The following is a 24,554-nucleotide window of genomic DNA, read 5'->3' as shown; positions in this document are numbered from 1 at the left end:
TGCGGAACGGATAGTACCATGCACCGCATACCTGTGCCAATCGTTTCAGATAGGGGCTTCCGGCCTTGCAGCCGGAAGTCTTTTTGTTATCCCCGTCCAATTGCCGAACCTCCCCCCGTCTAAGGTCGAGATCGCAAAACCGTCTCCAGCCCGTTTTGCCGCGTGCGTGAAACCACTAGAATAAAAGCATAGATAACGGATATGACGAAGGGAAGAGATTAAATTATGAAAAAACTTTACCGTTCCGAAAGAGACAAGAAATTCAGCGGCTTGTGCGGAGGCTTGGCTCAGTGGCTGGGCATCGACTCCACCCTTATTCGCTTGGTTGCCGTAATCGTCGCTTTGTGCAGTGTCGGGTCGTTCATTCTTTTTTATCTGATCGCCAGCTTGATTGTTCCGAGCGAACCGACAGAAAGCTTCATGGACGGGCACCATTATTACTAAGTTAGAGCCTTTGTAAAATGCTAAATACAAAAAAAGGGAGAGATACCGATGAGTATTTTGGAGAGAATTGCAACGTTAACGAAAGCGGCCATGCATGAAGGGCTGAACCGGCTGGAGAACCCAGTCATCATGACTGGACAATATTTGCGCGATCTGGATGACCGGATCGAGGAAGCCGAGCAGAGAAGCCGCGATTTGCAGGCGGCAGCCAAGCTCCTGGAGCGCCGGTTGAAAGAATACTCGATGCTGGCGGAGCTCAGCGAAGGCGATGCCCTGAAGGCGCTGGAGAACGGCGACGAAGAAAAGGCCAAGCAGGCCATCGAGGCGAAGCTTGCCTATACGGAGAGCGAGCGGGAATGCTCCGCCGGTCTGGAGGAGACCCGGCAGGTTCTGGCGGGGCTGGGATATGAGATCGCCGCGGCCAAGGAAGAGCGGGGCCGGCTGAAAGCCAAAAGAGACGAGCTTGCCGAACGCGCCGAGCGTCTCCGTAAAGTACCAGGGAACACCACTTCCGCTCCAAGCAGCACCACTCCAGCTCCCTGCCGAACCGTCTTCTCCGGCCTGAATACTCATGCCGCAGCGCGGGGCTTCGAGCGGATGGAAGAAAAAATCCAGGAATGGGAAGCAAGACAGGATTTCCCGGTCCGGAATGTTTCCCCGGCTGTTGACACCGAAGGCGGACGCCCCGACGCCCGCGTAAAGGAACAGGCGGCAGCCGAGCTGGAACGCCTGCGTGGACAGATGAAGAGCGCCGGACATAAAGATTCGGATTAACACGAAATAATACGAAGACGAAAAACAGCCTTCCCATACCGGGCGGCGGTTACGGAACTATATGGGCACTCTCCTTGCCGGGCAGGGAGAGTGCTTTTTTTTGTAAGTTTCTGTAACTTGTTGGACCGGGCTGCGTCTAAGATGTAATGAATCTTTTTCCCGGAGGTATATGTGCAATGAAAAAGCTGATAAGTTTGGGCTGCGCCGGAGTCCTTGTCCTGGCATTACTATCGGGAGGAACATCGTTAGCGGCCGGCGAAATCCAAGTTATAGTGAACAACCGTACGGCAGGGCCCGGAACATCCGCCTACCTGGCAAACGGAACGACTATGGTCCCCTTGTACGCAGTGCAGCAGATTCCGGATATATCGGTAAGCTGGGATAACAAGACCAAGACCGTGACGGTCAAGAACGGCAGCGATGCGATCGAGCTGATTGCCGGTCAGAAGACAGCCTCCGCCGGTTCCGGCAAGATTACACTCTCTATGCCCGCCACCCTTCACAAGGGGCATGTCATGGTTCCGCTGCGTTTTATCGCCGAAGTCTCGGGCGCTTATGTGACCTGGAACCCGCTCTCTCGAACGGTGTATGTGGCGAAGGCCGACGATCAATTGAAGGACCGCCTGGCGTCCGGCAATTTGACCGAAGCGCGCAGAGCAGCCCTGCAGCTGCCCCGCGTGAGCATGATCCGGAATCTTGAACCGACCCCATCTTCTCTGGAAGGCCAGAACTTCACCTTCTATTTTCCGTTAGGCGAATATGAGCGGTTCTTGACCAGTGGCGGCGACGTCGTCTCTTATTATGAAGTGGTAAACGGACGAAGCAAGCTATTGTGGACGGCAAGACTGACCAATGGCGCAATAACGGAGAGCGCCCTCTTCGTGAACTCTCCCCCACTTAGCTTACGCATGAAGTGGGGGCTTCTGTTGGCATCGATACAGGGTTGCACACGCTTGCGAGCTTCATAATTGAAGGCTCAGCGCCTGTTGCACCCGAATGAGGGAAGCCAACGTCCAATACGTTCGTTTTGCCAATGAAGGGTCTTTTGCCTCCAAGGACAACCACATCTTTTCAGATGTGGCTTTGTGTATGCTACGTAACACGTACCGTGCGCCGATGTTATACGAGGCATTAAGGTCCGCGTGATACGCTTTGCCTGTTGCGAATACAGCAACATCACGTTTCGTGTTTCGTTGAACCCATCCACTGCCATCAAAAGCAAGCGCGCTTGTATTCGCAGGATTGACCATGGAAACCCGTATTCCCAAGAAATGCGCCATTTCGGTCACTTTTGTTTGGATGCGCCGTTTCGCCCAAAACTGGAGTTTGGCACGAAGTCGCTTGGCTCCCCACGTTCCTTTAGGCAGACGCATCTTGCCTAAATACTCCATGACAATGACATCTGCGCTGTGCTTTTGGGCAAAGGCGATGATTCGATGCGCGGTATCGTGGACGATATGCGTCTGTAAGCCGTTCATCCGCCGCCAGAAATTCGGTTTTGCCCCTATACCGGATTGTCGCTGGGCTTGTTTCAGTTTGCCTGTGATTTGGCGCAATCGATCTTTTTCTTTGGCTTGGTTGATAAATGTCCTCGCCAAGACAGTGCCGCTTACGTCCATCACGGAACAGACTGCGGAATTCGTTAAGCCTAAATCAACGGCACACACCCGCTGCTTGGAATTTTCCGCCTGAGTCAACTTCACATCCCCTTCATAGGCGATATGAAGGGCATAGCGTTTTCCTTTTCGGACTAATGTGGGGCTGCATTCTTTCATGCTCCACACGTTACGTTTGAATAGGTCTTGGCCTTTAAAAGTAATGGGGAGCCATACCCAATCACCTTGATGAAGTATCTTAATGTTGGCTGTCGTATCGGAGGTTCGTTTGAACATATTGCCTTTGTACAAGCAAGGGAACGCCTGATGCTTAGCTTGGAGTGTCGGCGGTTTCTTCGAAAAGCGTTTCCCTTCTTGCCCAGCGTGTTGCCGCTCGGCTTGCCAAAGCTCAAAACGGGAATGATGACTTTTCACAATGCCAAACGCTTCCGCAATGGCACTTCTGCGGAAGTACGAAGGAAACTTATAAAAGCGTTGATCAAACTCGGCGTAGAGCGGATTCGGATTGTGCCTGGTACGGTGAGTCAGCCGTTCTACCGCCGTCACAACCGCTTGGGTGGATAACGATTCCAAGGCCATAAACTGCTCTTGAATGACCGTAATCAAAAACGACAGCGCCTCTTGATACACATGAAGAGTCGCATCTAGCATGCGGTGGTGAGACGTAATCGGATGTTTGAGTGTTTTGACCACCTTCATGAGACACGCCTCCATCGCAAGTTTGATGAACCTAGTATAACACAAGAACGTATGTTTGGTGAATCGAACATGTCTAACCCCCACCTTCGCTGTTGGCTTAGAGGTGGGGGACTGCGACACTAAATCTGTTCAAAAATACCAAAGCGTTGGATGAAAGCGGCAGACGACCCATTCTGAACAGCCGATTTGTCTATTTTCGGGCCATGCCCCATATCGGTATAGCCTCCTACGGATTTATCGACCCGGACGGAGCGGTGACGGAGCTCGGCATCCAAGACGTCGCCATGAACGAGGAAGTCGTCGATATTCCGGAAGAGCAGAAGTAAACTTCACTTTTTTCAAGGTTGACCTCTGCTATACTTATATAAAGGAATCTTTAATCTACCAACAAGGAAAGACAGGAGCTTGAATTATGGATTTTGTGGCAATCGATTTTGTGGCAATCGATTTTGAGACGGCGAATGCCGGCCGGGCCAGCGCATGCGCATTGGGACTGGTGGAAGTGAAGGGCGGAAGGATCGTGTCCGAGCAGGCATGGCTGATTAATCCGGAGCAGTCATTCGACCGCAGAAATATCGCCATCCACGGAATAACGCCCGAAATGGTCGCCGGGCAGCCGACATTCCGCGAGCTGTGGCCCGTCATTGAACCGCTTATCCATGAGAAAAATGTAGTGGCGCATAACGCTTCCTTCGATATGAGCGTACTCCGCTATGGACTGGATCAGTGCTCCCTGCCCTATCCGTCCTTTCAATATTGGTGCACGTATTTGCTCGCCAAAAAAATGCTGGCAGGCTTCGGCTCTTACCGTCTCAATATTCTTGCCGAATATTTCGGCATTCCCCTGCGGCATCATGACGCGCTGGAGGATGCCCGTACCGCGGCGGTCATCCTGCTGAAGCTGTCGGAGCGGGCGGGGCATTCCGGCCTTACAGCGTTGGCGGAAGATTTGGGATGCCGGATCGGCACACTGCATATCGGAGGCTACACGCCGTTCTCAATTCCGGCACGCAAGCCGTCCGGCAAGAAGACGAAAGCTGCCGGGAAGAAGTCCGGGAAGAAGTCCGGGATCAAGTCAGCGGCCGCCCCGGCGGAATCCGCCCAAGCTCTTCTTCAGCATAATGAAACGGCAGCCTCCAGCGAGGCGCCGGGTAGAGAATAAGAAGAGGAGGCATCCTCCTTTTCAGGACAAGCCTCCTCTCATTCATGGCCGTCCCTTCGCCGATAACAGGCGTTTGAGCCGGCCTTTTTGCCGCCAGGATCTACAGCTTCATCCGATATACAGCCTTATTCTCCAGTCCGCGGATAAACGGCGTCCACTCTTCGGTCTCGGGCGTCGTATCCAGCGCATCCTCCACCATCTGAAGCTTGGCGTCCATGGCATCGATATGGTGGAGCGCCACCGCTTCAGCCGTCTGGGGCTGCACCGGGCTTCCCCATTCCCCTAGGTTGTGATGCGACAGCACCAGATGCTGAAGCCCGATAACCTTCGGAGACCCAAGATCGATATTGGAGCGTATCGCCGCTTCCGTAATCCAGTTCGAGGCCATCGCAATATGACCGAGCAGCTTGCCTTGAACACTGTAATCCGAGACGATTCCAAGCTCGGCGATCATTTCCTCCGGCTTGGCAATATCATGCAGGATAATGCCCGCCTTCAGCAAATCCGGATTCAGGAAAGGCCGCTGTCTGCACAGAAAGTCCCCAATCTCCAGCATTCTCGCCATATGATAGGCAAGGCCGGCAAAATAGGCGTGATGATGGGTCTTGGCCGCCGGATAATGCATCAGCTTCTCCTCCACCTTGCCCACACAATACGCAACGATCGTCCGAATCTCCGGATCGCTTATGGCATTCATCGCCTGCTTGATCGCATGAATCAAGTCGACCGGCCGGATTGGCGCCGAGCGGATAAACTCGGTCAGCGACACACCGTCCTCCTCCGTCGCGAGTCTCATTTTAGTGACCTTGACTTGCAGCTTCTCCCGGTATAAATGGGCGATGCCCTGAATTTTGACAAGTCCCATTGGAAAAAAGGTCTCTTTATCCGCAGTCGACACATCCCAATACTTCGCGGACAGCTGACCGCTGGAATCGCATAGCACAATATCGAAATAATCCTTGGGAGGATTGCCGTTCGTTTGTTTGACGGTCAATTCCCGCAGCAGATAAAAGCCGATGAATTCGTCCTGTGGCGCAAGTTGGTTAATTTGTTTCATGGTGAGCCTCCTACATAGGTTAAACCTTCTTCTATTCTACCCACACTAACTTTGACATCGGCTGCTTCAATCCCTTCAAATGGCGGGAATAAAGACAAAAAGAGCCGTTCCCGGTCCATATGAATGGTCCCAGGAACAGCTCCTTCGAAACGAGGCTTGCGCCCGTTATTTGCCTGCGCTCTCCAAAGCGGCTTTAATTGCTTCCACCGCTTTGGCGGATATAGCCTTCTGGGCATCGTTCGCGCCGAATGCCGCAGGTCTGTATCCGTACTTGTGCAGGCTGTCATACGAAGGCGTTTCGATTTCGCTCTTCACGGCCTTCTCGTCATTCGAGAGCTTATCGTACGCTCTCACACTGCCTTTTTCGTCCAGATAGTAAACAAGCATTTTCACTGGAACATTGTACTTGACGGTTACCATTACATTGACGGATTTATCAGCGCTCACCCCGATGTAGGTGCCGTTGAAATAGGCCGCTTTGTAGGCTTCCGTAACTTCAGCTTTGCCGTATGCCCGCTCAACGGCGGCCTTCAGCTCATTGCTGCTGCTTGTCGCGCCGGAGACGGCATCGACCTGTTGAACGCCTTCTCTCGTGCCTGCCGCCAAAAATTTGGAGGTAAGCTGTGGAATGGCCTTAACTACTTCCTTATAAGCGGCTTCGCCGCGGTCAACCATGTTCATGCCCAGGCGGTACAGAGCCAAGTCAACGATTTTGCCGTTGCGCAGCGTTACTTTGGCCTGGTTAGTTCCTTTGTCGTATGCGTCGCCGTAAGCGGTATAGGTGCCGTCTTTATAGGCTCCTTGCACCTTGGACGCGTTCGTCAAGGCGTCGGCCAAAGCCGCTCTCGCCGCGGCGGAAAGGTCTTCCTGGCCAGCAATATCGGCCAATTGTACGCCTTTGTCCAGCAGGCCGCTTGTCAGCTGCGCTACCAAGGCTTGCTGCTCGGCAGTCAGTTTGTCGGCGGCGATCAGCTTCTTGTCGGCGCCGAACAGGCTCACGGTGATCCCCGTAACCTTATCCGAAGCGATATCAACCAGCAGCAACAGCTTCGACTGATTGTCGACTCCGGCGAATTTGCCGTCAAAATATTGGCCTTTCGTTGGAACTTTCAGCGCCTTCTCGAATGCTCTTTCCACAGACTGGTTCCAGCCGTGGCTGCTTTCGGTTGCGCCGGAAATGCCGTCAACCTTCTCATCGTAGTTCGCGATATACGAACCGTTAGCCAGCAGCTTTGCGGTCATCGGAGCATTTGCTTCAACGACTTTGGCATAAGCCGTCGTTCCTCTGTCCAGCAGGTTGCTTCCCAAACGGTACAGCTTCACATCAACCAGTTTGCCGTTGCGGATGATAATGTCGGCTCTTTCCACGCCTACGCTTCTTGCTGTGCCGTAAGAGGAATAGAAACCATCAATATACTTGCTTGTATTATTGATGAGTGCGTTCTGCTCGGCGTCCCAGAAAGCATTTACCGCTGCCTTGAAGTCCGCCTCTAGACCGGCGGTAGGCTGTGCAGCCGTTCCCTTAGCCAGAAGAGCTGGCGTAATCGCGGCAACAGCGGCCGCCTGTGCCGGCGTGAACGCTTTTTCTTCAATAATGTCGCCTGTGCTGCTCAGCGGGTATACTTTGACGCCCGTCAGCTTAGTGGCATCATAAGTGGAGAATACGGCGTATTTGCCTTCCGGATCGACACCCATGTGCTCGCCGGCAAAGTAAACGGTAGCCTTCGGCTTCACATTAAGTGCTCTTACAAACGCTCTGTCCACGGACAGCTTCCAACCGTTGCTCGTACGCGTGGCGCCGGAAACCGCATCAACATTGGCCGCGCCTGCTCTCGTCTTGCCCAGCAATCTATCCTTCATCAGCCCATAAGCAACCCACACGCCGCTGTAATTGTTGCGGGCGTCTCTGTCGATAATCTTTGCGCTCGTTCTGAGCAGCTCGATATCGGCAACCTTGCCATTCTTGATCGTAACCTTGGCGCCTTCGGTGCCTTTGGTATTAGCGTTTCCATACGCGACGTATACCCCGTCCAGATACACGTTCGCACTGACAGTGACCGGTTTGGCGGTTGCTTTCGGTTTGGCAGTAGCTTTTGGTGTAGCCTTAGGCGTTGCAGCCGGTTTGGCAGTTGCGGCAGGCTTTGCGGTTGCTTTCGCGCTCGGCTTGACGGTTGCCTTCGGTTTAGCAGTCGGCTTTGGCGTCGCTTTCGGTTTGGCCGTCGCTTTAGGCGTTGCTTTCGGTTTAGCGGTCGCTTTCGGTTTGGCTGTCGCTTTTGGTTTGGCTGTCGCTTTTGGTTTAGCGGTAGCTTTAGGCGTTGCGGCCGGTTTCGGTGTCGCCGCCGGTGCTGCCGGCTGTTCTTCAGAAGCGGCCGAAACGGCGTCGACCTTTAAATTTAATGCCGGCGCATCAATTGCGAAGGCGAAAGGCGATAACAGCATCACAGCGCTTACAGTTAAAGAAATAAGTTTTTTCAATCCCGATTCTCCTTTACCAAATCCCCAGTATTATACAGCTCTTTGTAAATCTAATGCTGGAACCGTTGTCTTTCTTATGGAAGCTGTAGGAACTTTCATAAGAATGGCCTTTCCTCCCTTCCCGCTCGGCCTGAACCTTCCCTTTATGATTGGCCATTTGTTAAAGTCCGGGAAAAGGGGTGAAAAAATTCACGTAAAAGGGTGAATATTTTCACAAAACCAGATGTAACTTTTCCCAGCGTTACTGGCTTGATCATAGCAGACCGTTGAAAACGTAATCTGGATGTAAAATCACACCCCCTATAATAAAAATCACGATTTCCTTTTTTCTGGAATTATATCTTAAATCCTTCTATTAAGTGATGGTTTTTTAGCGTATACACAAATAGGCCGCCTTCATCTCAACAATCAAATCATTGTCGAAAGAGGCGGCCCGTTTCAGCCGGTAATATCCGGAAAATGTCTATACGGTGCATGGCGCTTAAGCGCTCAGTTCTTTATATTTCTGGGAAAGCTCCTCAAACCACTGTCTGTCCTGCAACGCCAGCGCAAAATCGATCAGCTCAGCGATTTCGTTCTTCCCAAGCTCCGGCTTGTCGTTAAAGCTAACCTCCGCCACGGCAGCGGCTTCGACGTCGGACCCTTGAGAGAAATCGAACGAAAACTTCAAGTCGATTTCACTTTCCAAAAATTCGTTGCGGAGAAAATACAGCACTTCACACATCAGAACCGGCCTAACCTGATTTTCAAAGACGCAATCCATTACCTTAGCCCAATAATGGCGGTTGGTCAGTTGAAGCTTGTCATCATTCAAGAGATTCTTCTCGCCTTGAAAATCGTTGACAAATCTCAGCTCAAGCGGCTCCATCTTAAAAATATTGGCTATTTGCTTCTTGGCGATACTCACGATATCCTTCGTTTCCAATCTGATCATCTCGTGTTCCCCCATCCGCATAATTTTGTTTAGGCATTGCGCTAAGCTTTGAATATTAGATCAACCAAATCTATTATTATTCATTTTTAGTTATATCGTCTTCGGGATGCCTTAAATTAATATTATATTAGCATCTTTTCGGAAAAAATGTTTCAAAACTATTCATTTTGGTTAATGAATTTGTCGCCTAAACGCATAAAATTCATTTAAAATTCAAACTTTCAGAAATTTTATGTAAATTTAATCCATTTCAACATTCAGAAACTACATTCTGCTCAAAGATTTAGAGATTTAGCAAGAGCAAGGTGTTTCTTTGGCTGGTCATCGGCAAGCCAAACAACAAAACTCCGCTGCCCGTAATGGGACAGCGGAGTTTTGTTGTTGAAGACGGACGGCGGAGACGGGTCCAGAAGATACGCCGGTTCCCGCGCTTCCGGACCGCAGCTGCGCAGACTGTGACCGGTCCGTAAAACCCGAGGCGTTAATATGCGAAACCGCTGCCGGTCTGGCTGATGCATGGCAAACGTCGATCCAATCAGCCGGATTCGGGGTTTTATACCGGGGCGTTAACGCCCTCGCCGCAGAACAGCGGAACAAGCTGAATGCCGTCCTCCGGCGTAATCCGCACCAGGCCTTTATCGGATAGGCGCAGAGTCGGAATAACCGCAAGCGCGAGCAGCGACAGCGTCATAAAGGCGTAGTTGAGGGTGCAGCCCGCATCGTACAGCGCCTTGCTGATCGCTGCCGATTGGGCGGCGGCGACTTCAAACGGCTCGGCGGACATCAGGCCGGCGATGGCGAGCGGGAACAGGGTCGTGCCGGACCCAGTAATAACCGCAACCCCGCCCTGCACGTCGGCAACGGTATTTACCGCCTTGGCCATGAGCTCGTCGTCGCTGCCGATTACAAGCACATTATGGCTGTCATGAGCCACGGTCATTGCAATGGCCGCTGGCTCGTGGAAGCCGACTCCTTCCACCACGCCGACCGCCATATTTCCCGTCCCTTTATGGCGCTCCAGAACGGCAATTTTGCACAAGCCGCCCCCTACTTGAAGCTCCCCTTCCGATACGGGCAAGGTTTGAATGCGTTCCATCGTCTCCACGTGATTTTCCAGCACCTTGATAACCCGGGTGGCGACAGTGCCGGACTCCACCGGCGCTTTAATGACGAAATCTCCGGCTGACGGACGCTTCGGCAGATGGACGGAAGCCAGTACCTCCTGAGGATAGGCAAAGGGAGGCAGGGAAACCGTCATAGCTCCGTTCTCCGCGACTACGGTCCCGGCAGCGATCGTCATCACGACGTTGACGTCGGCTAGATTGCCGTCCAGCAGAATGATGTCGGCGATCGAGCCGGGCGTTATGGAGCCGATATCGCGGGCAACGCCGAAACGTTCAGCTGTGTTGATCGTCGCCATCTGGAAGGCGGTCACCGGCTTCACCCCCTGAGCAATGGCATGCCGTACCACGAAGTCCATATGCCCTTCGTCGCGCAGCGATTCCGAGCTGCGGTCGTCCGTGACGAGCATCATCCGCCGCGGGTCGAGACCATGCTCGGTATGCGCCGTTATCGTCTTGGCGACATCATGCCAGGCGGAGCCTCGGCGCATCTTTGCGTACATGCCCAGCCGAACGCGCTCGATTACGTCCTCGGCGGTCACGCACTCATGATCGCCGGTTACGCCGGCCGCCGCGTATACGGGCAGCCGCCGATCGCTCGCGGGCCATGTGAAATGTCCGTCGACATACCTTCCGGCCCGCAGGGTCGCCTGAATTTCCCCGAGCATTTTATCGTCTCCATAGACGACGCCGGGAAAGTTCATCACTTCGCCGAGCGCAATGACATCGTCTCCCCAGGTGAACGCCTCCGCCACTTCCTTCGGTCCGATCGCCGCCCCGGTCGTTTCAAATTCGGGACCCGCCGACGGAACGCAGGAAGCAACCTGCATATACGCGGCAAGCGGCGTCGTCCGCATTTCGTCCAGCATCAGCTTGATGCCCTTAAGACCGAATACATTCGCGATTTCATGGGCGTCGAAGAAGCCTCCGGTCGTTCCGAGCGGAAGAACCGCGCGCGCAAATTCGGTAACGGTCAGCTGTGTGCTCTCAATGTGGCAATGACCGTCGAGCAGACCGGGAGCGATATATTTTCCCGCCGCATCAATGATCTTGGTGTTCTCCCCGATCATATGAGAGACGTCCTTGCCTACATAGGCAATGCGCCCTTCCTGAATGCCGACGGACATGCCTTCCAAAATTTCGCCGGAACATACGTTGACCAGCTTCCCCCCGGTGATGACCAATGTTGCCGGCATATCGCCGCGCGCCGTGGCTACAAGCGCCGGAACGCAGTCGGCAAGAGGTTTTCTTGCAAAGACCATATATTAACGCTCCCTTCATAAAAAATCCATTCATTCATTTTAAGAAAAAACGGCTCTGCCCTCTCCAAGGGGCCGGTAGCCGTTTTCCTAGTCCATCCGGCTGGTAAACCCTCCGAATGCCTTACATCCAACATTTCTCACGATTATCCTATGCCTACTCGTAAACGTCAAGCGCCGCCTGAACGCCAAGTCCGGCCGGCAGCCGGTAGCCGTGGCGGAGCAGCGCCGCCTCCAGAGCTCCCAGCACTCTCAGCACATTGTTCCCGCGGCAGCTGAAGCCCATCGTTCCTATACGCCAGATTTTACCTTTAAGCGGTCCGAAGGAGCTGGCGATTTCGATTCCGAAACTGTCCAGCAGCATGGTCCGTACAGATTCTCCGTCGACTCCGTCGGGAATTGCCACGCAGGTTACCATCGGCATTTTGCAGCCGGGATCGCCGTACAGCGCAAGGCCCATCGCCTCAAGTCCAGCAACAAGCGCCCGTTCATGCAGACGGTGTCTGGCAAATCGCGCCTCCAGCCCCTCTTCCAATACAAGCCGCAGCCCTTCACGCAGGGCGTACAGCATGGAGGTCATTTCCGTATGATGATTAAGCCGCAAAGGACTCCAGTAGTCCTGAAGCATTCCAAGATCGAAATAATTGCTTCTTACTACCGAAATATCGTCTGCGCCGTCGTCGCCGGTTCGCAGTCCCCGCTCCACGCGCTTGCGCGACAGCAGCTTCTCTTCGGCGCGCTTGTTGTACGTAATCGGAGCCATTCCCGATGGAACGGACAAGCATTTCTGCGTTCCGCCAATAACGGCGTCCAGCTGCCAGGCGTCCGTCTCGACAGGCACACCGCCTATGGTCGCTACCGCATCGACAATCAGCAGAGCGTCCATTTCGCGGCAGGCCTGCCCGATTCCCTCAAGGGGCTGCAGGCGTCCGGTCGACGTCTCGCCGTGGACCATCGCCACCACATCGGGTTTTACCCTGCGCATCTCGGCAATGATCTCTTCGTTATCGAATACAGTTCCCCACGTTGTCTCAATTGTATGCACCTCCGCGCCGCAGCGTTCGGCGATTTCATGCAGCAGATGCCCGAATCGCCCGTAAATCGGGATCAGCACACGGTCTCCCGGAGCAATCAGACTGACCATCGCCGCCTCGATTCCCGAACGAGAGGTTCCATCTACCGGATAGGCCCATTGGTTGCTTGTAGCGAACAGCTCCCGCAGCATACCCATCGTCTCATTCATAATATTTGTAAACTCGGGATCAAACTGGCCGAGCACCGGAAAAGACATAGCGCGCAGAACGCGCGGGTCAACTTCTACCGGTCCCGGAGTCATGATACATCGCAGCGACGGCGACAGGTCCTCGAACCGTTTCATGTCCATCTCTCCTTCGTGTTATGCGGCGCAAAACCGTTATCGTTCATTTCCTCGTATCCTAGCTTATATAATAGCGCGATCAGCACATCCAGTCCGGCTGCCAGCTCTTCCGGCGGAGTATATTCCTCGGGGGAATGGCTGATGCCGGCGCGGCTCGGCACAAAAATCATGGCCGTTCTTGTGCGGGGCGCAAAGAGCTGGGCATCATGTCCCGCTCCGCTTACCATCGTCCGGAACGTCCTACCCTGCCGGGTGCATATGGCCTCAAGCTCCGAGCTGAGCCCCCTGTCCATCGGCGCGGGAGAAGCGCTAAGCCGGGCAGTTATGTCAACGGTGACATCTCTCCGCTTTGCGATTTCTTCAAACGCGGACGCAGCCGCGGCGCAGAACGCCTCCAGTTCATCCTCCTTGCTGTTGCGGATGTCCAGCGTAAACACCACTTCGCCAGGAATGACATTCGGCGTATTGGGGAAAGCCTCCAGCCTGCCCGTGGTGGCTACCAGGGGATCTCCCGCCGCGGCGGCGGAGCGCTCCAACTGCAGCACCATCTCGGCTGCTGCGGCAAGGGCGTCCCGGCGAAGCCCCATCGGCGTAGTTCCGGCATGATTGGCCGTCCCCTTGACCGACACGGCGAACCGCCGCTGTCCGGCAATCGCCGACACGACGCCGATCTGCGTCCCCGTCCGCTCAAGAACTATCCCCTGCTCGATATGAAGCTCCACATACGCGGAGATATCATCTCTGGGCGCAGCCGCCTTGTCACCGCTCAAGCGGCAGCTTTCCATCGCTTCCTGCAGCGTCACGCCTTCGGCATCCCTGCAGTTCTCCGCTTCGCTGCCGTCGTACAGTCCGGTCACGCTGCCCGATCCCCAGAAGGTCAGCGGAAATCGGCTGCCTTCCTCTTCTGCGAAGGAGACGGCTTCCAGTGTCCGCAGCGGCGGGCCGTACACACTGCTCAGGTAGCGCAGCGCTGTAAAAGCTGCCGCTACCCCGTAAGCCCCGTCGTACTTTCCTCCCCTTACGACGGTGTCGATATGCGATCCGGTCAGTACGACTTTGTCGTCAGGGCCCGTGCCGGCAAGTCTGCCGTAGACGTTGCCAACACTGTCGGAATAGGCCGTCAGGCCGCTTTCCGCAGCCCGGTTCAGCAGAAACTGCTGCGCCTGCTTCCATTCAGGCGTATACAGCAGCCGGGTGACTCCGTCTCCCGGCGCGCTGAACGCGGACAGTTCATCGAGCAGCTCCATCATTTCGGCAGCGGGAGATTGAATGAAGGCGCTCATAAGGCCGGCTGCCCTTCACCGATTTTGATCCACTCTCCGCCGTCCGGGGAAATCACGCCTTGTTCGCGGGTGTAGACGATCTCGCCCCGGCAGATGGTGGAAGTCACCCTGCAGGACAGGTTCATGCCGGCATACGGGCTGTGCTTGTGACGGTACAGCAAATCCGAAGCGGCAAGGGTATAGGGCATATCCGGATTCAGCACCGCCAGATCGGCGTCCATGCCGAGAGCAATTGAACCTTTGCGGCCGGACAATCCGAATCGCTCCGCAGGAAGCCCTGACAGCAGGCGTGAAATCAGCGTAACCGGAAGTTTGCGCTTGTTCACCCCTTCGTGGAACATCAGTTCCATACTGCTCTGAGCGCCGGAAATCCCGCCCCAGGCTTCAAAAAATGACAGCCCGGCGGCAAGCTTCAGCTCGGGAGGACAAGGCGAATGGTCGGAAGCGATAAGGTCGATCTTTCCTTCGGCCAGCGCCTTCCACAGCTTCTCCCGCTCTTCGGCGCTCCGTAGCGGAGGCGCGCACTTGGCGACCGGTCCCATGCTCTCCATGTCATCTTCCGTCAATATCAAATAATGGGGGCAGGTTTCCGCCGAGACATCCTGACCCCGCAATTTGGCTTCCTGAATCATCTCGATGGCAGCGGCCGTGCTGATATGGACAAAATGCAGCCGGCATCCCGTCCGTTTCCCGTACAGCAGCGCCCGGGCAACAGCCTCCAGCTCCGCCTGCGGCGGCCGGGAAGCCGCAAAATCGCGTGCTTCCATCCGTCCTTCGCGAACGGCTTCCGCCGAGAGGACCGCAGTCATCTCGTCGCTCTCCGCATGCAGCGCCAGAATGCCGCCGAGCGAGGCGATCTTTTTCATCCCCTGATACAGGGTCTCGTCGTCAACCTCGCGAAAGCGTCCTTCGCCTTCGCCGCCCGGGTTCGAAATAAAGGCCTTGAATCCGGTGACGCCCGCCGACCACAGCTCCTCCAGATGTTCCAGATTGCCCGGAACAAGGCCGCCCCACAGCACATAATCGACAGCGGAATGACCGGCGGCCATTTCGGCTTTCAAGCTAAGAGCGGATAAATTCACCGTCGGCGGGTTGCCGTTCAGCGGCATATCGGCATAAGTGGTGCAGCCTCCCGCCGCCAGCGACGCCGATCCGGTTCGGAATCCTTCCCAGTGGCCGTACGACGGCTCGTTAAAATGGACATGCATGTCGATCATGCCAGGCAGCACATATTGCCCTTCTGCATCGAGGACGGTTGTATCCGGACCGGCATCGATACCCGCCTCCAGCGCGGCGATTTTGCCACCGGCAATGCCGATATCGAGATTCACGACCTCTCCGGGGAGGACCACCAGACCATTTTTAATTATCAGTTCATAAGAATCGCTCACGCGCGGTTCCCTCCCTTCGTCGTCAGTTATTTAAATTCTCTTCAAAAAATTCCGGCCTTCAGCTTCCGCGATAGGTGCTGTATCCTCCGGGAGCGAGCAGAAGCGGAACATGATAGTGGCCGCCTTCGCTGCCGATATGGAAACGGATCGGGATCAGATCGAGAAAAAGGGTAGAGCTTTGGCCCCCGGTTGAAGAGGTGTCCGAGACTGCCGCGTCCATTTTCCGAAAATAATCTCCCGCGTGGAACAGCAGCTCATATTCGCCGGGCTTCATCTCCGCATCCTCCAGCAAGGGGGAGTCCAGCCTACCATCGGCATTCGTAGCCGCTTCGCGGAGCAAATTACCCTCTCCGTTATCCAGCCGCCTCAGCTGCAAAAAGACTCCGGAAGCGGGAATCCCCCGCACCATATCAAGCACATGGGTGGTCAAGCGCCCGCTCATACCGCTACCTCCTTGAACTCATCGCGCTCCGAATAGTGCGATATATCATTGCGTGTGCTCAAATTATTGTGGAAAATATGCATAAATAAGCTGGGGGTATTCTTACCCCGAAACGGCAGACGGTCTAAGAATGCCGAATTAGCAGATGAATAGTCGTGTTTATCCGTGAACCTTCTTATTGAGTTTCCCGAAGCCGCCATGATAATACCGTCTCCCGGGAATGCTGCCTGGAACGCCTCTCCGGTTGCGGTCAAGGTGATGCTGCAGTCGGAAATTGTTCGTCCGTTCATTGGTAATGACATAGATGACACCCCCGTTTGATAATCGAATGATTTTTTTCAGTCAGCTTATTCCGTCAGCAGATCCTCCAGGCGGAACTTCGTAATTTTGCCGATTTCAAATAACGCCCGGTTCCATTCTTCCTCAGGCGAAAGATTAACACGCTCACTGACGGATTGTATGATATCGTCTTTATTTTTGCCACGGACAGCCAATATGAACGGAAACTGAAACTTCTCCGTATATTTCTTGTTCAAATCATTTAGCAATTCGAATTCTTCCGGGTTCAGCTGGTCAAGCCCTGCGCCCTTTTGCTCGGCTGCCGACAGCGGTGTTACCTGTAGCCTAGTCGCCAGATCGGGATGGGCCCGCAGCAGCGACAAAGTCTTCTCCCGGCCAGCGCTTCGGGCGGCTTCCGCCATAGCTTCGTGCAGTGCGCCAACCGATCCGAAGGGACGGGAAGTGTAAGCCGATTCGGCAACCCACGGCGAATGCTCAAAAATGCCGCCAAGCGTCTCCACAAACTCTTCCCTGCTCATTCCGTTGATCTCTGAAAGCGTAAGAGGTGAAGCGGGAATTCCCATCGTTTAACCCACTCCTTTTTCAATTGCTTTGTTCACGGCGCGCATAATGCCGCCATACCCTGTGCACCGGCACAAATTGCCGGACAGCGCCTCTTCTACCTCTTCCGGAGCCGGCTTCGGATTTTCCGAAAGCAAGGCAACGACTGAAATAACCATACCAGGCGTACAATATCCGCATTGAAAACCGCCTTCCTCCAAAAAGGCCTGCTGCACCGGATGCAGTCCGCCGCCGCTCAATCCTTCAATAGTCGTGATCTCGGCTCCCTCGCATTGGTAGGCCATCGTCAGACAGGAATTGACCGGACGGCCGTCAATCAGCACCATGCAGGCACCGCAGCGGCCAAGCTCGCAGGAACGCTTCGTACCGGTAAGCCCAAGCTCTTCGCGCAACACCGTCAGAAGACGGCGCGAAGGCGGGACTTCGGCAGTCACCGGCTGTCCGTTAATGCGGCAGCTAAGCGTGATGAGCGTCTCCCCGGCTTCCGCCGAAAGGCTTGCGTCGGCGCACTCCGGGTTGTTCTGGATACCTTGCACGGCCTTCGCGCCGCCCAGCGCGCAGCGGTCCTTTTCGGCATCCCGGGCAGATTCTGGCAGATTATCCCGGTCTCCCTGATTGGCTGCGCATTTATCCAACATTCGCATTCACCGCCTTCTGTGGTATAAACGGAGTTTCCTGCAGAAATTCGGGCTCAATCGGCAGCCGGGTGACCCGCTTGCCTACCGCCTGAAAAATGGCGGAAGCCACGGCAGGAGCCAGATTCACCGAGCCGATTTCACCTACCCCGCGGGGGCCGTAAGTGTCATGCTCCGGCAAATCCTCGATCGCCTCTACCTGAATGCCGCTCATATCGGCAATGGTCGGAATAATGTAAGTATCCAGATTCTTCGTAACATAGGAGCCTGCGTTCATCAGCGCGTCCTCCGTCAGCGTGAAGCCGACCGCCATGCCGCTGCCGCCCTCGATTTGCCCCAGATAACCCTGCGGATTGGCAACCGGACCGGCGGCTACCGCATGATACTGGTCAACGATTCGCACACGGCCGGTCAACAGATTGACCTCAATCTTTACGGCTATGGACGAGTACGTATAGAGAAAGTGGGCGCCGACCCGTTCATGAGGCGTTGTGGGATAATGGAATACCGTTTCGCACACAATAGGTTCATTAAGGGTACGGGCAAGATCGGCGTAAGAAAGGATCAGCTTCCCTTCTTTCCACATTCCACCCGGTCCCGGAGTCAAGCCGCTAACACCGCTGGAAGCGGATTCCGCCGCTTCGGCCAGCCGAGCGGTAAAATCGGGATGCAGCCTGCGCAGCGCCATCCACATCATGCTTGTCGCTCTGGACGCTGTGCTCGAACCGCTGTCCGGCACGACATCCGTATCGCCGATAATGATCCGCAGATCATCGGCACCAAATCCGTACTGCTCGATCAGCATCTGCTCCATCGTAGCGATCAGACCCTGGCCGAATTCCTCGTACCCGAATACGGCCTCGATTTTGCCGTCAAGCGCCAGGCAGAGCCTGCCCCCAGCCGGATCGGGAATCCCCTTACCAAGCCCGGCTCCGTGCATGGCGATGGCCGCACCGACGCCGGTTACCGTCCAAGGGTCCCTGGCGTCCCTGCCCGGGCCGTTCTTTCTCTCTGCCATCAGCGGAATAGCGGCCAGCGCCTCCCATACCTGCATGGCTCCATGCGTCTGGACAATCGGCTGGCCCAGCGGGCCGGGATCGCCGTATTTCCGCAAATTCCGGAGACGCATTTCCCACGGATCAATGCCCGCTGCTTCAGCCAGCCGGTCGATCTGTCCTTCTATGGCGAAGATGGCCTGATTTCCGCCAAATCCGCGGAATTCGCCGGAAACGCCGTTGTTCGTATAGATACAGAAGCCCTCGATCTCCATATGCTCAATCATGTATGGACCCATGACATGCTCCGTGGCGAAGTTCAGCACCTCGGTGCCGAGTGTGGCATACGCCCCGGTGTCGGAGACGATCCTTACCTGATGGGCCATCAGCCGGCCTTCCTTGTCGCAGCCGGTCTTCATTGCGATCTTCATAGGATGGCGCTTAAGTCCTGCCCGGACGGATTCGGCGCGGGAATTATGCAGCCGCACCGGCTTACCTGTCCGAAGAGCCAGGAGAGCGCCGTAAGGCTGAACGTTCAGTTCGTCTTTGCCGCCGAACGATCCGCCGATTGGACTTGATACCACGCGAATGCTCTCCTCCGGCATCGCGATAATGCGGGATAACTGCTTGCGGTCCATCAGTCCGTGCTGAGTGGCCGAATAAACGGTCAGCCGGCCATTGTCTTCAGGAATAAAGAGTCCGCCTTCGGTTTCCATATACGTATGCATTTGCCGGGGCGTAAAATACGTCTCCTCCGCCACATAGGCGCATTCAGCAAAAGCGTCCGCCGGATTGCCTTTGCGGTATTCGGTATGATGCAGTACATTGCCTTCGGGATGAAGAAGAACAGCATCCTCCTTCATGGCTTCCTCGGGGTCCGTTAATACCGGCAGCAGCTCGTAATCGACCTCGATCAGAGACAGCGCATATTCCGCAATTTCGTCGCTGTCGGCGGCTACCGCGGCGATCGCGTCTCCGGTATACCGCACACGGTCTTCACAAAATACCGGCTGATGCGGAAGGGCGATGCCGAAGCCATTCAAGCCAGGAACATCCTCATGGGTGATTACGGCATGCACGCCCGGAACGGCTGCCGCCTTCACCGTGCGCAGGGCCAGAATCCGGGCATGAGCCTGATGGCTGCGAAGAACCCGGCCAATCAGCATGCCTTCCGCGCTCATATCGGTTAAATACTGCAATGTCCCGGTGACTTTTTCCATCCCGTCGGGCCGTGTTCTCCAGCGCCCTCCGCTGGATTCTCTGCTCAGCAGCATTTCCCCTCTCCCCTTTCGATAGCTCCGGTTATCTTCGCCCTCTTCCTGTGTTACATGAATAACCGCCTTTTATTTTCCAGCGTTTCCTTCCAAAGCCTTCCATAGTTCGGCAACAATAAGATTGCCTGCGGTCTTCTTTTTGTATTCCACTGTTGCAAAAGGATCTCCATAAGTCTCAAACTGCGAGATAACCGCCTCGTACACCGAAGCCAGCAGCTCGGGACCGATATGTGCGCCTTCCAGAACCGCTTCGGCAATATCCAACCGCTGCGGGCGGCCGCTTCCTCCTCCGGCGGCAATCTTAACGCCGCTCAGACGGCCTTTGCTGTCGATAAAGCATCCAATCGCTACCGTGACCAGCGAGGGCGTGAACGCTTCCCTGCGGCCGACTTTGCGGAAGATCTCAATCCGCCGGCTACCCGAAGGACCTGCCGGGGGCGCAAGCCATAGCCCCGTCAGGATTTCCTCAGGCGGAAGCGCTCCGCTCCACCGGTCGGCCAGCCACTCTTCCACCCGCCGGCGGTTAAGGAACTTGCCGTCAAAGACGGCCAGCTCCGCATCGCAGACGAGCAGCGCGGGAAGACAATCGCCGTAGCCCGCGGCGATATTGCCGCCGATCGTCGCCAGATTACGGACCGCCGGAGCGGCGATGCAGCGGACCGCCTCCTGAACGGCGGGCGCCGTTTGTCCCAGCGCGGCGCTTCGCCGGCACTGGGACAAGTCGGCAAGGGCGCCGATGGAGAGCCCGCCGCCATCTTCGTCAATGTCTGCAAGGTCTTCAATCCCCCGCAAATCAATCAGTGATTTCGGCATGGAAACCGTCCCGGCTTCCCACTGCGTCCGCAGCAAAGTGCTGCCGGCGACATAAATCCCATCTTCGCCAAGCGTCCGTTTCAGCTCCCAGGCCTCATGCAGGCTTCGGGGCCGTTGAACAGCAGGCGTCCACAGCGGCTCGTCACGCAAAGCTTCCATTTGCTCCCCTCCTTTTTTACAGTTGTCCAGCAATTTCGAACCCGTCTTACCGACCTAGAACCGCTGCTCCCGAACGTACGGAACACCCAGCGATTCCGGCGTGCCGGAAGGCTTGTTGCGGTTGCGGTACCCCAAATACATCAGAACAAGGATGGTTACAACGTAAGGAATCATCTTCAGGAAATACGGCGGAATGGCGCTGCCGAGCAGCTGCATCCGGAAACCCAGCGAATCCAGCGCTCCGAAGAAGTAGGCGCACAGCAGCGCCCTTACCGGATTCCATCTGGCAAAAATAACGAGACCAACCGCGATCCAGCCTCTGCCCGCCGTCAGCCCTTCGTTCCAAGTCGGAGCGACGGTCAGAACCATATCCGCTCCCGCAAGTCCGATCAGCATGGCGCCGATGGTAACATAACCATATCGGATTAGCCGGACGTGAACGCCCATAACATCTGCGGTGGCCGGGCTGTCGCCCACCGCCCGCAGGTGCAGCCCCCATGAGGTGCGGTGAATGAGCAAATGCAGCACAATGACAAGCACAAAGCTTAACCAGGTCAAAACATCCAGATTTCCAAAAATATCGCCGATCACCGGGACTGGCTTCAAAAAGTCGAGATGCAGTCTCGGCAAAATTCCGGGCAGCGGGTTGCCGCTGATCGACTTGCCGAGATAGGCGCTAAAGCCGCTGCCGAACAGCGTCATCGCAAGACCCGACATTGTCTGGTTAGCGCGAAGCGTGATGCACAGGAAGGCGTGAATCATGCCGAGCAGCGCCGTTACTCCTACGGATGCAAGCAGCGCCACTCCAAGATTTTCGGTACGAATAAAGACAATGCAAGTTGTGACCGCCCCCATCAGCATTAAGCCTTCGGCTCCAAGCTGAATAATACCGGCGCGTTCGTTCAATATGCCTCCAAGCGTCGCCAAGAGCAGCGGCGTGCCCGCGGAAATGGCGGCGATTAATAACTGTGTGACAAAATCCATTTCTTTCGACTCCTCCTTTGGGCTACGCTCCCCGGCGAATGCGGAAGCGGGTGACCATATCGCCGGCAATCAGGAAAAACAGGATCGCGCCCTGTAGCATTTCCGAAATGGACGACGGCAGACCGATGGTCTGTACGCTGAAGCCGCCAACGATCAATCCGCCGAACAGCACCGAAGTGACAACAAGCCCGAGCGGATTCAGCTTGGCGAGCCAGGCTACAATAATGGCGGTATACCCGTAGCCCGGCGAAATGCCCTGCATCAGCTTATGGCTTACTCCCGATACTTCGGCCATACCCGCAAGACCGGCAAGTCCTCCGCTAATCAGCATGACTATAATAATATGGCGTTTGATGTGAATGCCGGCGTAGCGGGCAGCGGTCGGATTCGCTCCGATCAGACGCAGCTCGTAGCCCCAGCGGGTAAAACGGACCATCAGATAATAAATGACAACCGCGACCAGCGCAAAGATCAAGCCGATATGCAGCCGGGTTGCTCCGAGTACAGGCAGCGATTGCGCGTCGGTGAACACCGGCGAGCCCGGCATATTGAAGCCTTTAGGATCTTTCCACGGTCCGAATACGACATAATCAAGGGCCAGCAGCGCCACATAGTTGAGCATAAGCGACGTGATCAGCTCGTTCACCCCGAAATGCGTTTTCGGAATGGCTGTGAGCAGCCCCCAGAATGCGCCAGCGGCAACGCCGAAGATCAGCATAAGTACAATCGACCAAAGGCCGGGCAGATTCGGAAAATACACTGTAACCGCGGTCGCAGCCATCGCGCCGACCGTCAATTGGCCCTCTGCTCCGATATTCCAGACCGAAATCCGGTAGGCTACGGCGATCCCGAGGCCGCACAGCAGCAGGGGAATGGCCTTGACGAGCGTTTCGGTGATGCCGTAAGAGGTTCCAAAGGCCCCTTTAAACATTTTCAAGTAGACTGTTACCGGACTCATGCCGTTGGCATAGATAAAAATCGCGCACAGCAAGAGCGCCAGCGCCACCGATAGAATCGGCGTCCACCACGGTGTGCGGATGCGGGATGAATCATATTCCAGCCGCCAGGGCAGCCGACCTCCGGAAGTCTGTTTCACAGGTCCCGGAAGCGCCCCTCCGCTTGCCTTTTCCTGGCTCATACCATGCTCTCCTCTCTGCTGCGGATGCCCGCCATCATCAGGCCGATTCTTTCTCTGTCCGCCGTCTCATGGGTCTCCTCGCCAATAATTGCTCCGTTATAAATGACCAATAACCGGTCCGACAGCTGCAGCAGCTCATCCAGATCCTCCGAGATAAGCAGCACGCCGCTCCCGGAAGCGCGGAGCTCCATAAGCAGCTCATGTACTCCCGCTGTCGCACCGACATCAAGGCCCTGCGTCGGATGGACGGCAACCATCAGCTTCGGCTGGTGGGTAACCTCCCGTGCGAACAACAGCTTCTGCTGGTTTCCTCCGGACAGCTGCTGGACAGGCGTATCCAGCTCCGGCGTCTTCACATCGAATTTGCGCACGAGCTCTTCGGACCATATGCGGTTCTTGGCCGCCTTAAGGAAGCCGAAGGTCGAATGTTCTTCGGTACGGTATGACTTGAACAGCAGGTTGTCGACTGAGCCCAGACGTCCAGCCAATCCGCTCTTCATACGGTTTTCGGGCACATGGGAAATGCCGGAATCAATCGCTCCGCGAACCGAAGCCGTCTTGACGGGACTTCCGTCAAAAATAATTTCGCCTTCCCGCCAAGTCCGAAGACCGGTTAGCACTTCTGCCAATTCCTTCTGGCCGTTCCCCGCCACTCCGGCTACACCGACGATTTCGCCCTTTCGCACGGACAGGGACAGACCGTCAAGCGCCTTGCGGCCGTGATCGGCGTAAACGCTCAAGTTTTTTACATTAAGCAGTTCTTCGCCCTCCGTAGCTTCGCGTTCCTGACGCTCAATAACTACCTCTCTGCCGACCATCAGGCGGGCAACCTCGCGTTCATCGGTCTCTTTGGTTACGAGTGTGGCGATCATTTTACCTTTGCGCATGACCGAAATTCGGTCCGAAGACGCCATGACCTCCTTCATTTTATGCGTGGTCATGATAACCGTCTTTCCTTCCTGCTTCATCCGGCGCAGCGTGCTGAACAACCCCTCTACCTCGCCCGGCGTAAGCACCGAGGTCGGCTCATCCAGAATGATAATGTCGGCGCCGCGATAAAGTGTCTTGACGATCTCCACCCGCTGCTGTTCCCCGACAGAAAGCTGCCATATGGGTCGGTCCACCGGAAATTTCAGCCCGAAGCGTTCCGCCAATTCCTCAATTTCATTATGTTTGTTTTTAATCCAGTTTCTCCCGCGCCAGAAAGACGATTTTTCGCCAAGCACGATATTTTCCGCCGCCGTCAAGGTCTGCACCAGTCTGAAGTTCTGAAACACCATGCCTACACCGAGCATAGCCGCGTCTTTCGGAGAACGAATCTTGGCTGGTTTGCCGTGAATCAGAATCTCTCCTTCATCCGCTCTATACACGCCCGACAGCATGCTCATGACCGTGCTTTTTCCCGCTCCGTTCTCGCCAAGCAGCGCGTGTATCTCGCCCGCGTTTGCCGAAAAATCGACTTGGTCGCTCGCGGTTACCGAACCGAAACGTTTTACAATTCCGCGCATTTCCACCGAATATTCCTGCATTTGGAACGCCTCCTTCCTCATAGTTGTAGTACGGGTGGGGAAGGTTCTTTATTCAAAGAGCCCGCCCCACCCATATGGTCTTCCTCTTATAAATGGACATTAAACGGATCTTACAGCTTAAAACAGGTCAA

At 55.4% G+C, this 24,554-nt stretch carries 23 protein-coding genes; 6 read left to right on the top strand and 17 right to left on the bottom strand.

Going from position 1 to position 24,554, the window contains the following annotated elements:
- Positions 1 to 225: 225 nt before the first annotated feature.
- The 3 genes from PUR_RS07380 (at position 226) to PUR_RS07370 (ending at position 2,186) form a co-directional block, all read left to right on the top strand.
- Positions 226 to 444, top strand: coding sequence for a PspC domain-containing protein (locus PUR_RS07380; RefSeq protein ID WP_124696955.1), 219 nt, complete (start codon positions 226 to 228; stop codon positions 442 to 444).
- Between the two features lie 48 nt (positions 445 to 492).
- Positions 493 to 1,218: a PspA/IM30 family protein gene (locus PUR_RS07375; RefSeq protein WP_179034679.1), complete on the top strand. Its 726-nt coding sequence runs from the start codon at positions 493 to 495 to the stop codon at positions 1,216 to 1,218.
- A gap of 176 nt (positions 1,219 to 1,394) precedes the next feature.
- Positions 1,395 to 2,186 (top strand): copper amine oxidase N-terminal domain-containing protein, encoded by a 792-nt coding sequence (locus PUR_RS07370; RefSeq protein ID WP_179034678.1) that lies wholly within the window; start codon positions 1,395 to 1,397, stop codon positions 2,184 to 2,186.
- Here the strand turns inward: PUR_RS07370 and PUR_RS07365 are convergent.
- Positions 2,181 to 3,533, bottom strand: a complete 1,353-nt coding sequence (locus PUR_RS07365; RefSeq protein ID WP_179034677.1) for an RNA-guided endonuclease TnpB family protein — start codon at positions 3,531 to 3,533, stop codon at positions 2,181 to 2,183. The two genes, PUR_RS07370 and PUR_RS07365, sit on opposite strands and share 6 nt — an antisense overlap.
- 146 nt (positions 3,534 to 3,679) lie before the next feature.
- On the opposite strand from PUR_RS07365, the gene PUR_RS07360 reads away from it, so the two are divergent.
- Positions 3,680 to 3,859: a hypothetical protein gene (locus PUR_RS07360; protein ID WP_179034676.1), complete on the top strand. Its 180-nt coding sequence runs from the start codon at positions 3,680 to 3,682 to the stop codon at positions 3,857 to 3,859.
- A gap of 86 nt (positions 3,860 to 3,945) precedes the next feature.
- Positions 3,946 to 4,695 (top strand): 3'-5' exonuclease, encoded by a 750-nt coding sequence (locus PUR_RS07355; protein ID WP_232101753.1) that lies wholly within the window; start codon positions 3,946 to 3,948, stop codon positions 4,693 to 4,695.
- A 100-nt stretch (positions 4,696 to 4,795) separates the two neighbouring features.
- Here the strand turns inward: PUR_RS07355 and PUR_RS07350 are convergent, their stop codons facing one another.
- The gene (locus PUR_RS07350) at positions 4,796 to 5,752 is read right to left on the bottom strand and encodes a 3'-5' exoribonuclease YhaM family protein (protein WP_179034675.1); all 957 of its coding nucleotides are present in this window, start codon (positions 5,750 to 5,752) and stop codon (positions 4,796 to 4,798) included.
- 165 nt (positions 5,753 to 5,917) lie between these two features.
- The gene (locus PUR_RS07345) at positions 5,918 to 7,792 is read right to left on the bottom strand and encodes an FMN-binding protein (protein WP_232101752.1); all 1,875 of its coding nucleotides are present in this window, start codon (positions 7,790 to 7,792) and stop codon (positions 5,918 to 5,920) included.
- A 40-nt stretch (positions 7,793 to 7,832) separates the two neighbouring features.
- Between PUR_RS07345 and PUR_RS25975 the strand changes: the two genes are divergently transcribed.
- Positions 7,833 to 8,432: a hypothetical protein gene (locus PUR_RS25975; protein WP_232101751.1), complete on the top strand. Its 600-nt coding sequence runs from the start codon at positions 7,833 to 7,835 to the stop codon at positions 8,430 to 8,432.
- Between the two features lie 276 nt (positions 8,433 to 8,708).
- Here PUR_RS25975 and PUR_RS07340 read toward each other — a convergent pair whose 3' ends face one another.
- The 14 genes from PUR_RS07340 to PUR_RS07270 all read right to left on the bottom strand — a co-directional run bounded on the left by PUR_RS07340 (position 8,709) and on the right by PUR_RS07270 (position 24,423).
- On the bottom strand, positions 8,709 to 9,161 hold the full coding sequence (locus tag PUR_RS07340; protein WP_179034673.1) for an IDEAL domain-containing protein: 453 nt from the start codon (positions 9,159 to 9,161) through the stop codon (positions 8,709 to 8,711).
- Between the two features lie 553 nt (positions 9,162 to 9,714).
- Complete coding sequence (locus PUR_RS07330; RefSeq protein ID WP_179034671.1) at positions 9,715 to 11,544, bottom strand: adenine deaminase; 1,830 nt, start codon at positions 11,542 to 11,544, stop codon at positions 9,715 to 9,717.
- 154 nt (positions 11,545 to 11,698) lie between these two features.
- Entirely contained in the window at positions 11,699 to 12,919 is a 1,221-nt protein-coding gene (locus PUR_RS07325; protein ID WP_179034670.1) for a pyridoxal-phosphate-dependent aminotransferase family protein, read from the bottom strand.
- A complete protein-coding gene (locus PUR_RS07320) occupies positions 12,916 to 14,202 on the bottom strand; it encodes a M20 family metallo-hydrolase (RefSeq protein ID WP_179034669.1) in 1,287 nt (428 codons plus the stop codon). Before PUR_RS07320 ends, PUR_RS07325 begins: the two co-directional genes overlap by 4 nt.
- Positions 14,199 to 15,593, bottom strand: a complete 1,395-nt coding sequence (locus PUR_RS07315) for an allantoinase (protein ID WP_179034668.1) — start codon at positions 15,591 to 15,593, stop codon at positions 14,199 to 14,201. The genes PUR_RS07320 and PUR_RS07315 overlap by 4 nt, the downstream gene beginning before the upstream one ends.
- 58 nt (positions 15,594 to 15,651) lie before the next feature.
- Positions 15,652 to 16,035: a hydroxyisourate hydrolase gene (gene uraH, locus PUR_RS07310; protein WP_179034667.1), complete on the bottom strand. Its 384-nt coding sequence runs from the start codon at positions 16,033 to 16,035 to the stop codon at positions 15,652 to 15,654.
- Positions 16,032 to 16,337: a hypothetical protein gene (locus tag PUR_RS07305; RefSeq protein WP_179034666.1), complete on the bottom strand. Its 306-nt coding sequence runs from the start codon at positions 16,335 to 16,337 to the stop codon at positions 16,032 to 16,034. The genes uraH and PUR_RS07305 overlap by 4 nt, the downstream gene beginning before the upstream one ends.
- A gap of 45 nt (positions 16,338 to 16,382) precedes the next feature.
- On the bottom strand, positions 16,383 to 16,898 hold the full coding sequence (gene uraD / locus PUR_RS07300; RefSeq protein WP_179034665.1) for a 2-oxo-4-hydroxy-4-carboxy-5-ureidoimidazoline decarboxylase: 516 nt from the start codon (positions 16,896 to 16,898) through the stop codon (positions 16,383 to 16,385).
- Between the two features lie 3 nt (positions 16,899 to 16,901).
- A complete protein-coding gene (locus PUR_RS07295; protein WP_232101857.1) occupies positions 16,902 to 17,363 on the bottom strand; it encodes a (2Fe-2S)-binding protein in 462 nt (153 codons plus the stop codon).
- Between the two features lie 160 nt (positions 17,364 to 17,523).
- The gene (pucD, locus tag PUR_RS07290) at positions 17,524 to 19,800 is read right to left on the bottom strand and encodes a xanthine dehydrogenase subunit D (protein WP_179034663.1); all 2,277 of its coding nucleotides are present in this window, start codon (positions 19,798 to 19,800) and stop codon (positions 17,524 to 17,526) included.
- A 69-nt stretch (positions 19,801 to 19,869) separates the two neighbouring features.
- Positions 19,870 to 20,772: an FAD binding domain-containing protein gene (locus tag PUR_RS07285; protein ID WP_179034662.1), complete on the bottom strand. Its 903-nt coding sequence runs from the start codon at positions 20,770 to 20,772 to the stop codon at positions 19,870 to 19,872.
- Between the two features lie 54 nt (positions 20,773 to 20,826).
- Positions 20,827 to 21,756, bottom strand: a complete 930-nt coding sequence (locus tag PUR_RS07280) for an ABC transporter permease (RefSeq protein WP_179034661.1) — start codon at positions 21,754 to 21,756, stop codon at positions 20,827 to 20,829.
- A gap of 22 nt (positions 21,757 to 21,778) precedes the next feature.
- Entirely contained in the window at positions 21,779 to 22,894 is a 1,116-nt protein-coding gene (locus PUR_RS07275; protein ID WP_179034660.1) for an ABC transporter permease, read from the bottom strand.
- Positions 22,891 to 24,423, bottom strand: a complete 1,533-nt coding sequence (locus PUR_RS07270) for an ABC transporter ATP-binding protein (protein ID WP_179034659.1) — start codon at positions 24,421 to 24,423, stop codon at positions 22,891 to 22,893. Before PUR_RS07270 ends, PUR_RS07275 begins: the two co-directional genes overlap by 4 nt.
- Positions 24,424 to 24,554: the final 131 nt, after the last annotated feature.

Source organism: Paenibacillus sp. URB8-2, from assembly GCF_013393385.1.
Taxonomy (GTDB): domain Bacteria; phylum Bacillota; class Bacilli; order Paenibacillales; family Paenibacillaceae; genus Paenibacillus_AQ.
Note: the sequence above shows the minus strand (reverse complement) of the source record. Positions and strands in the feature narration are given on the sequence as shown.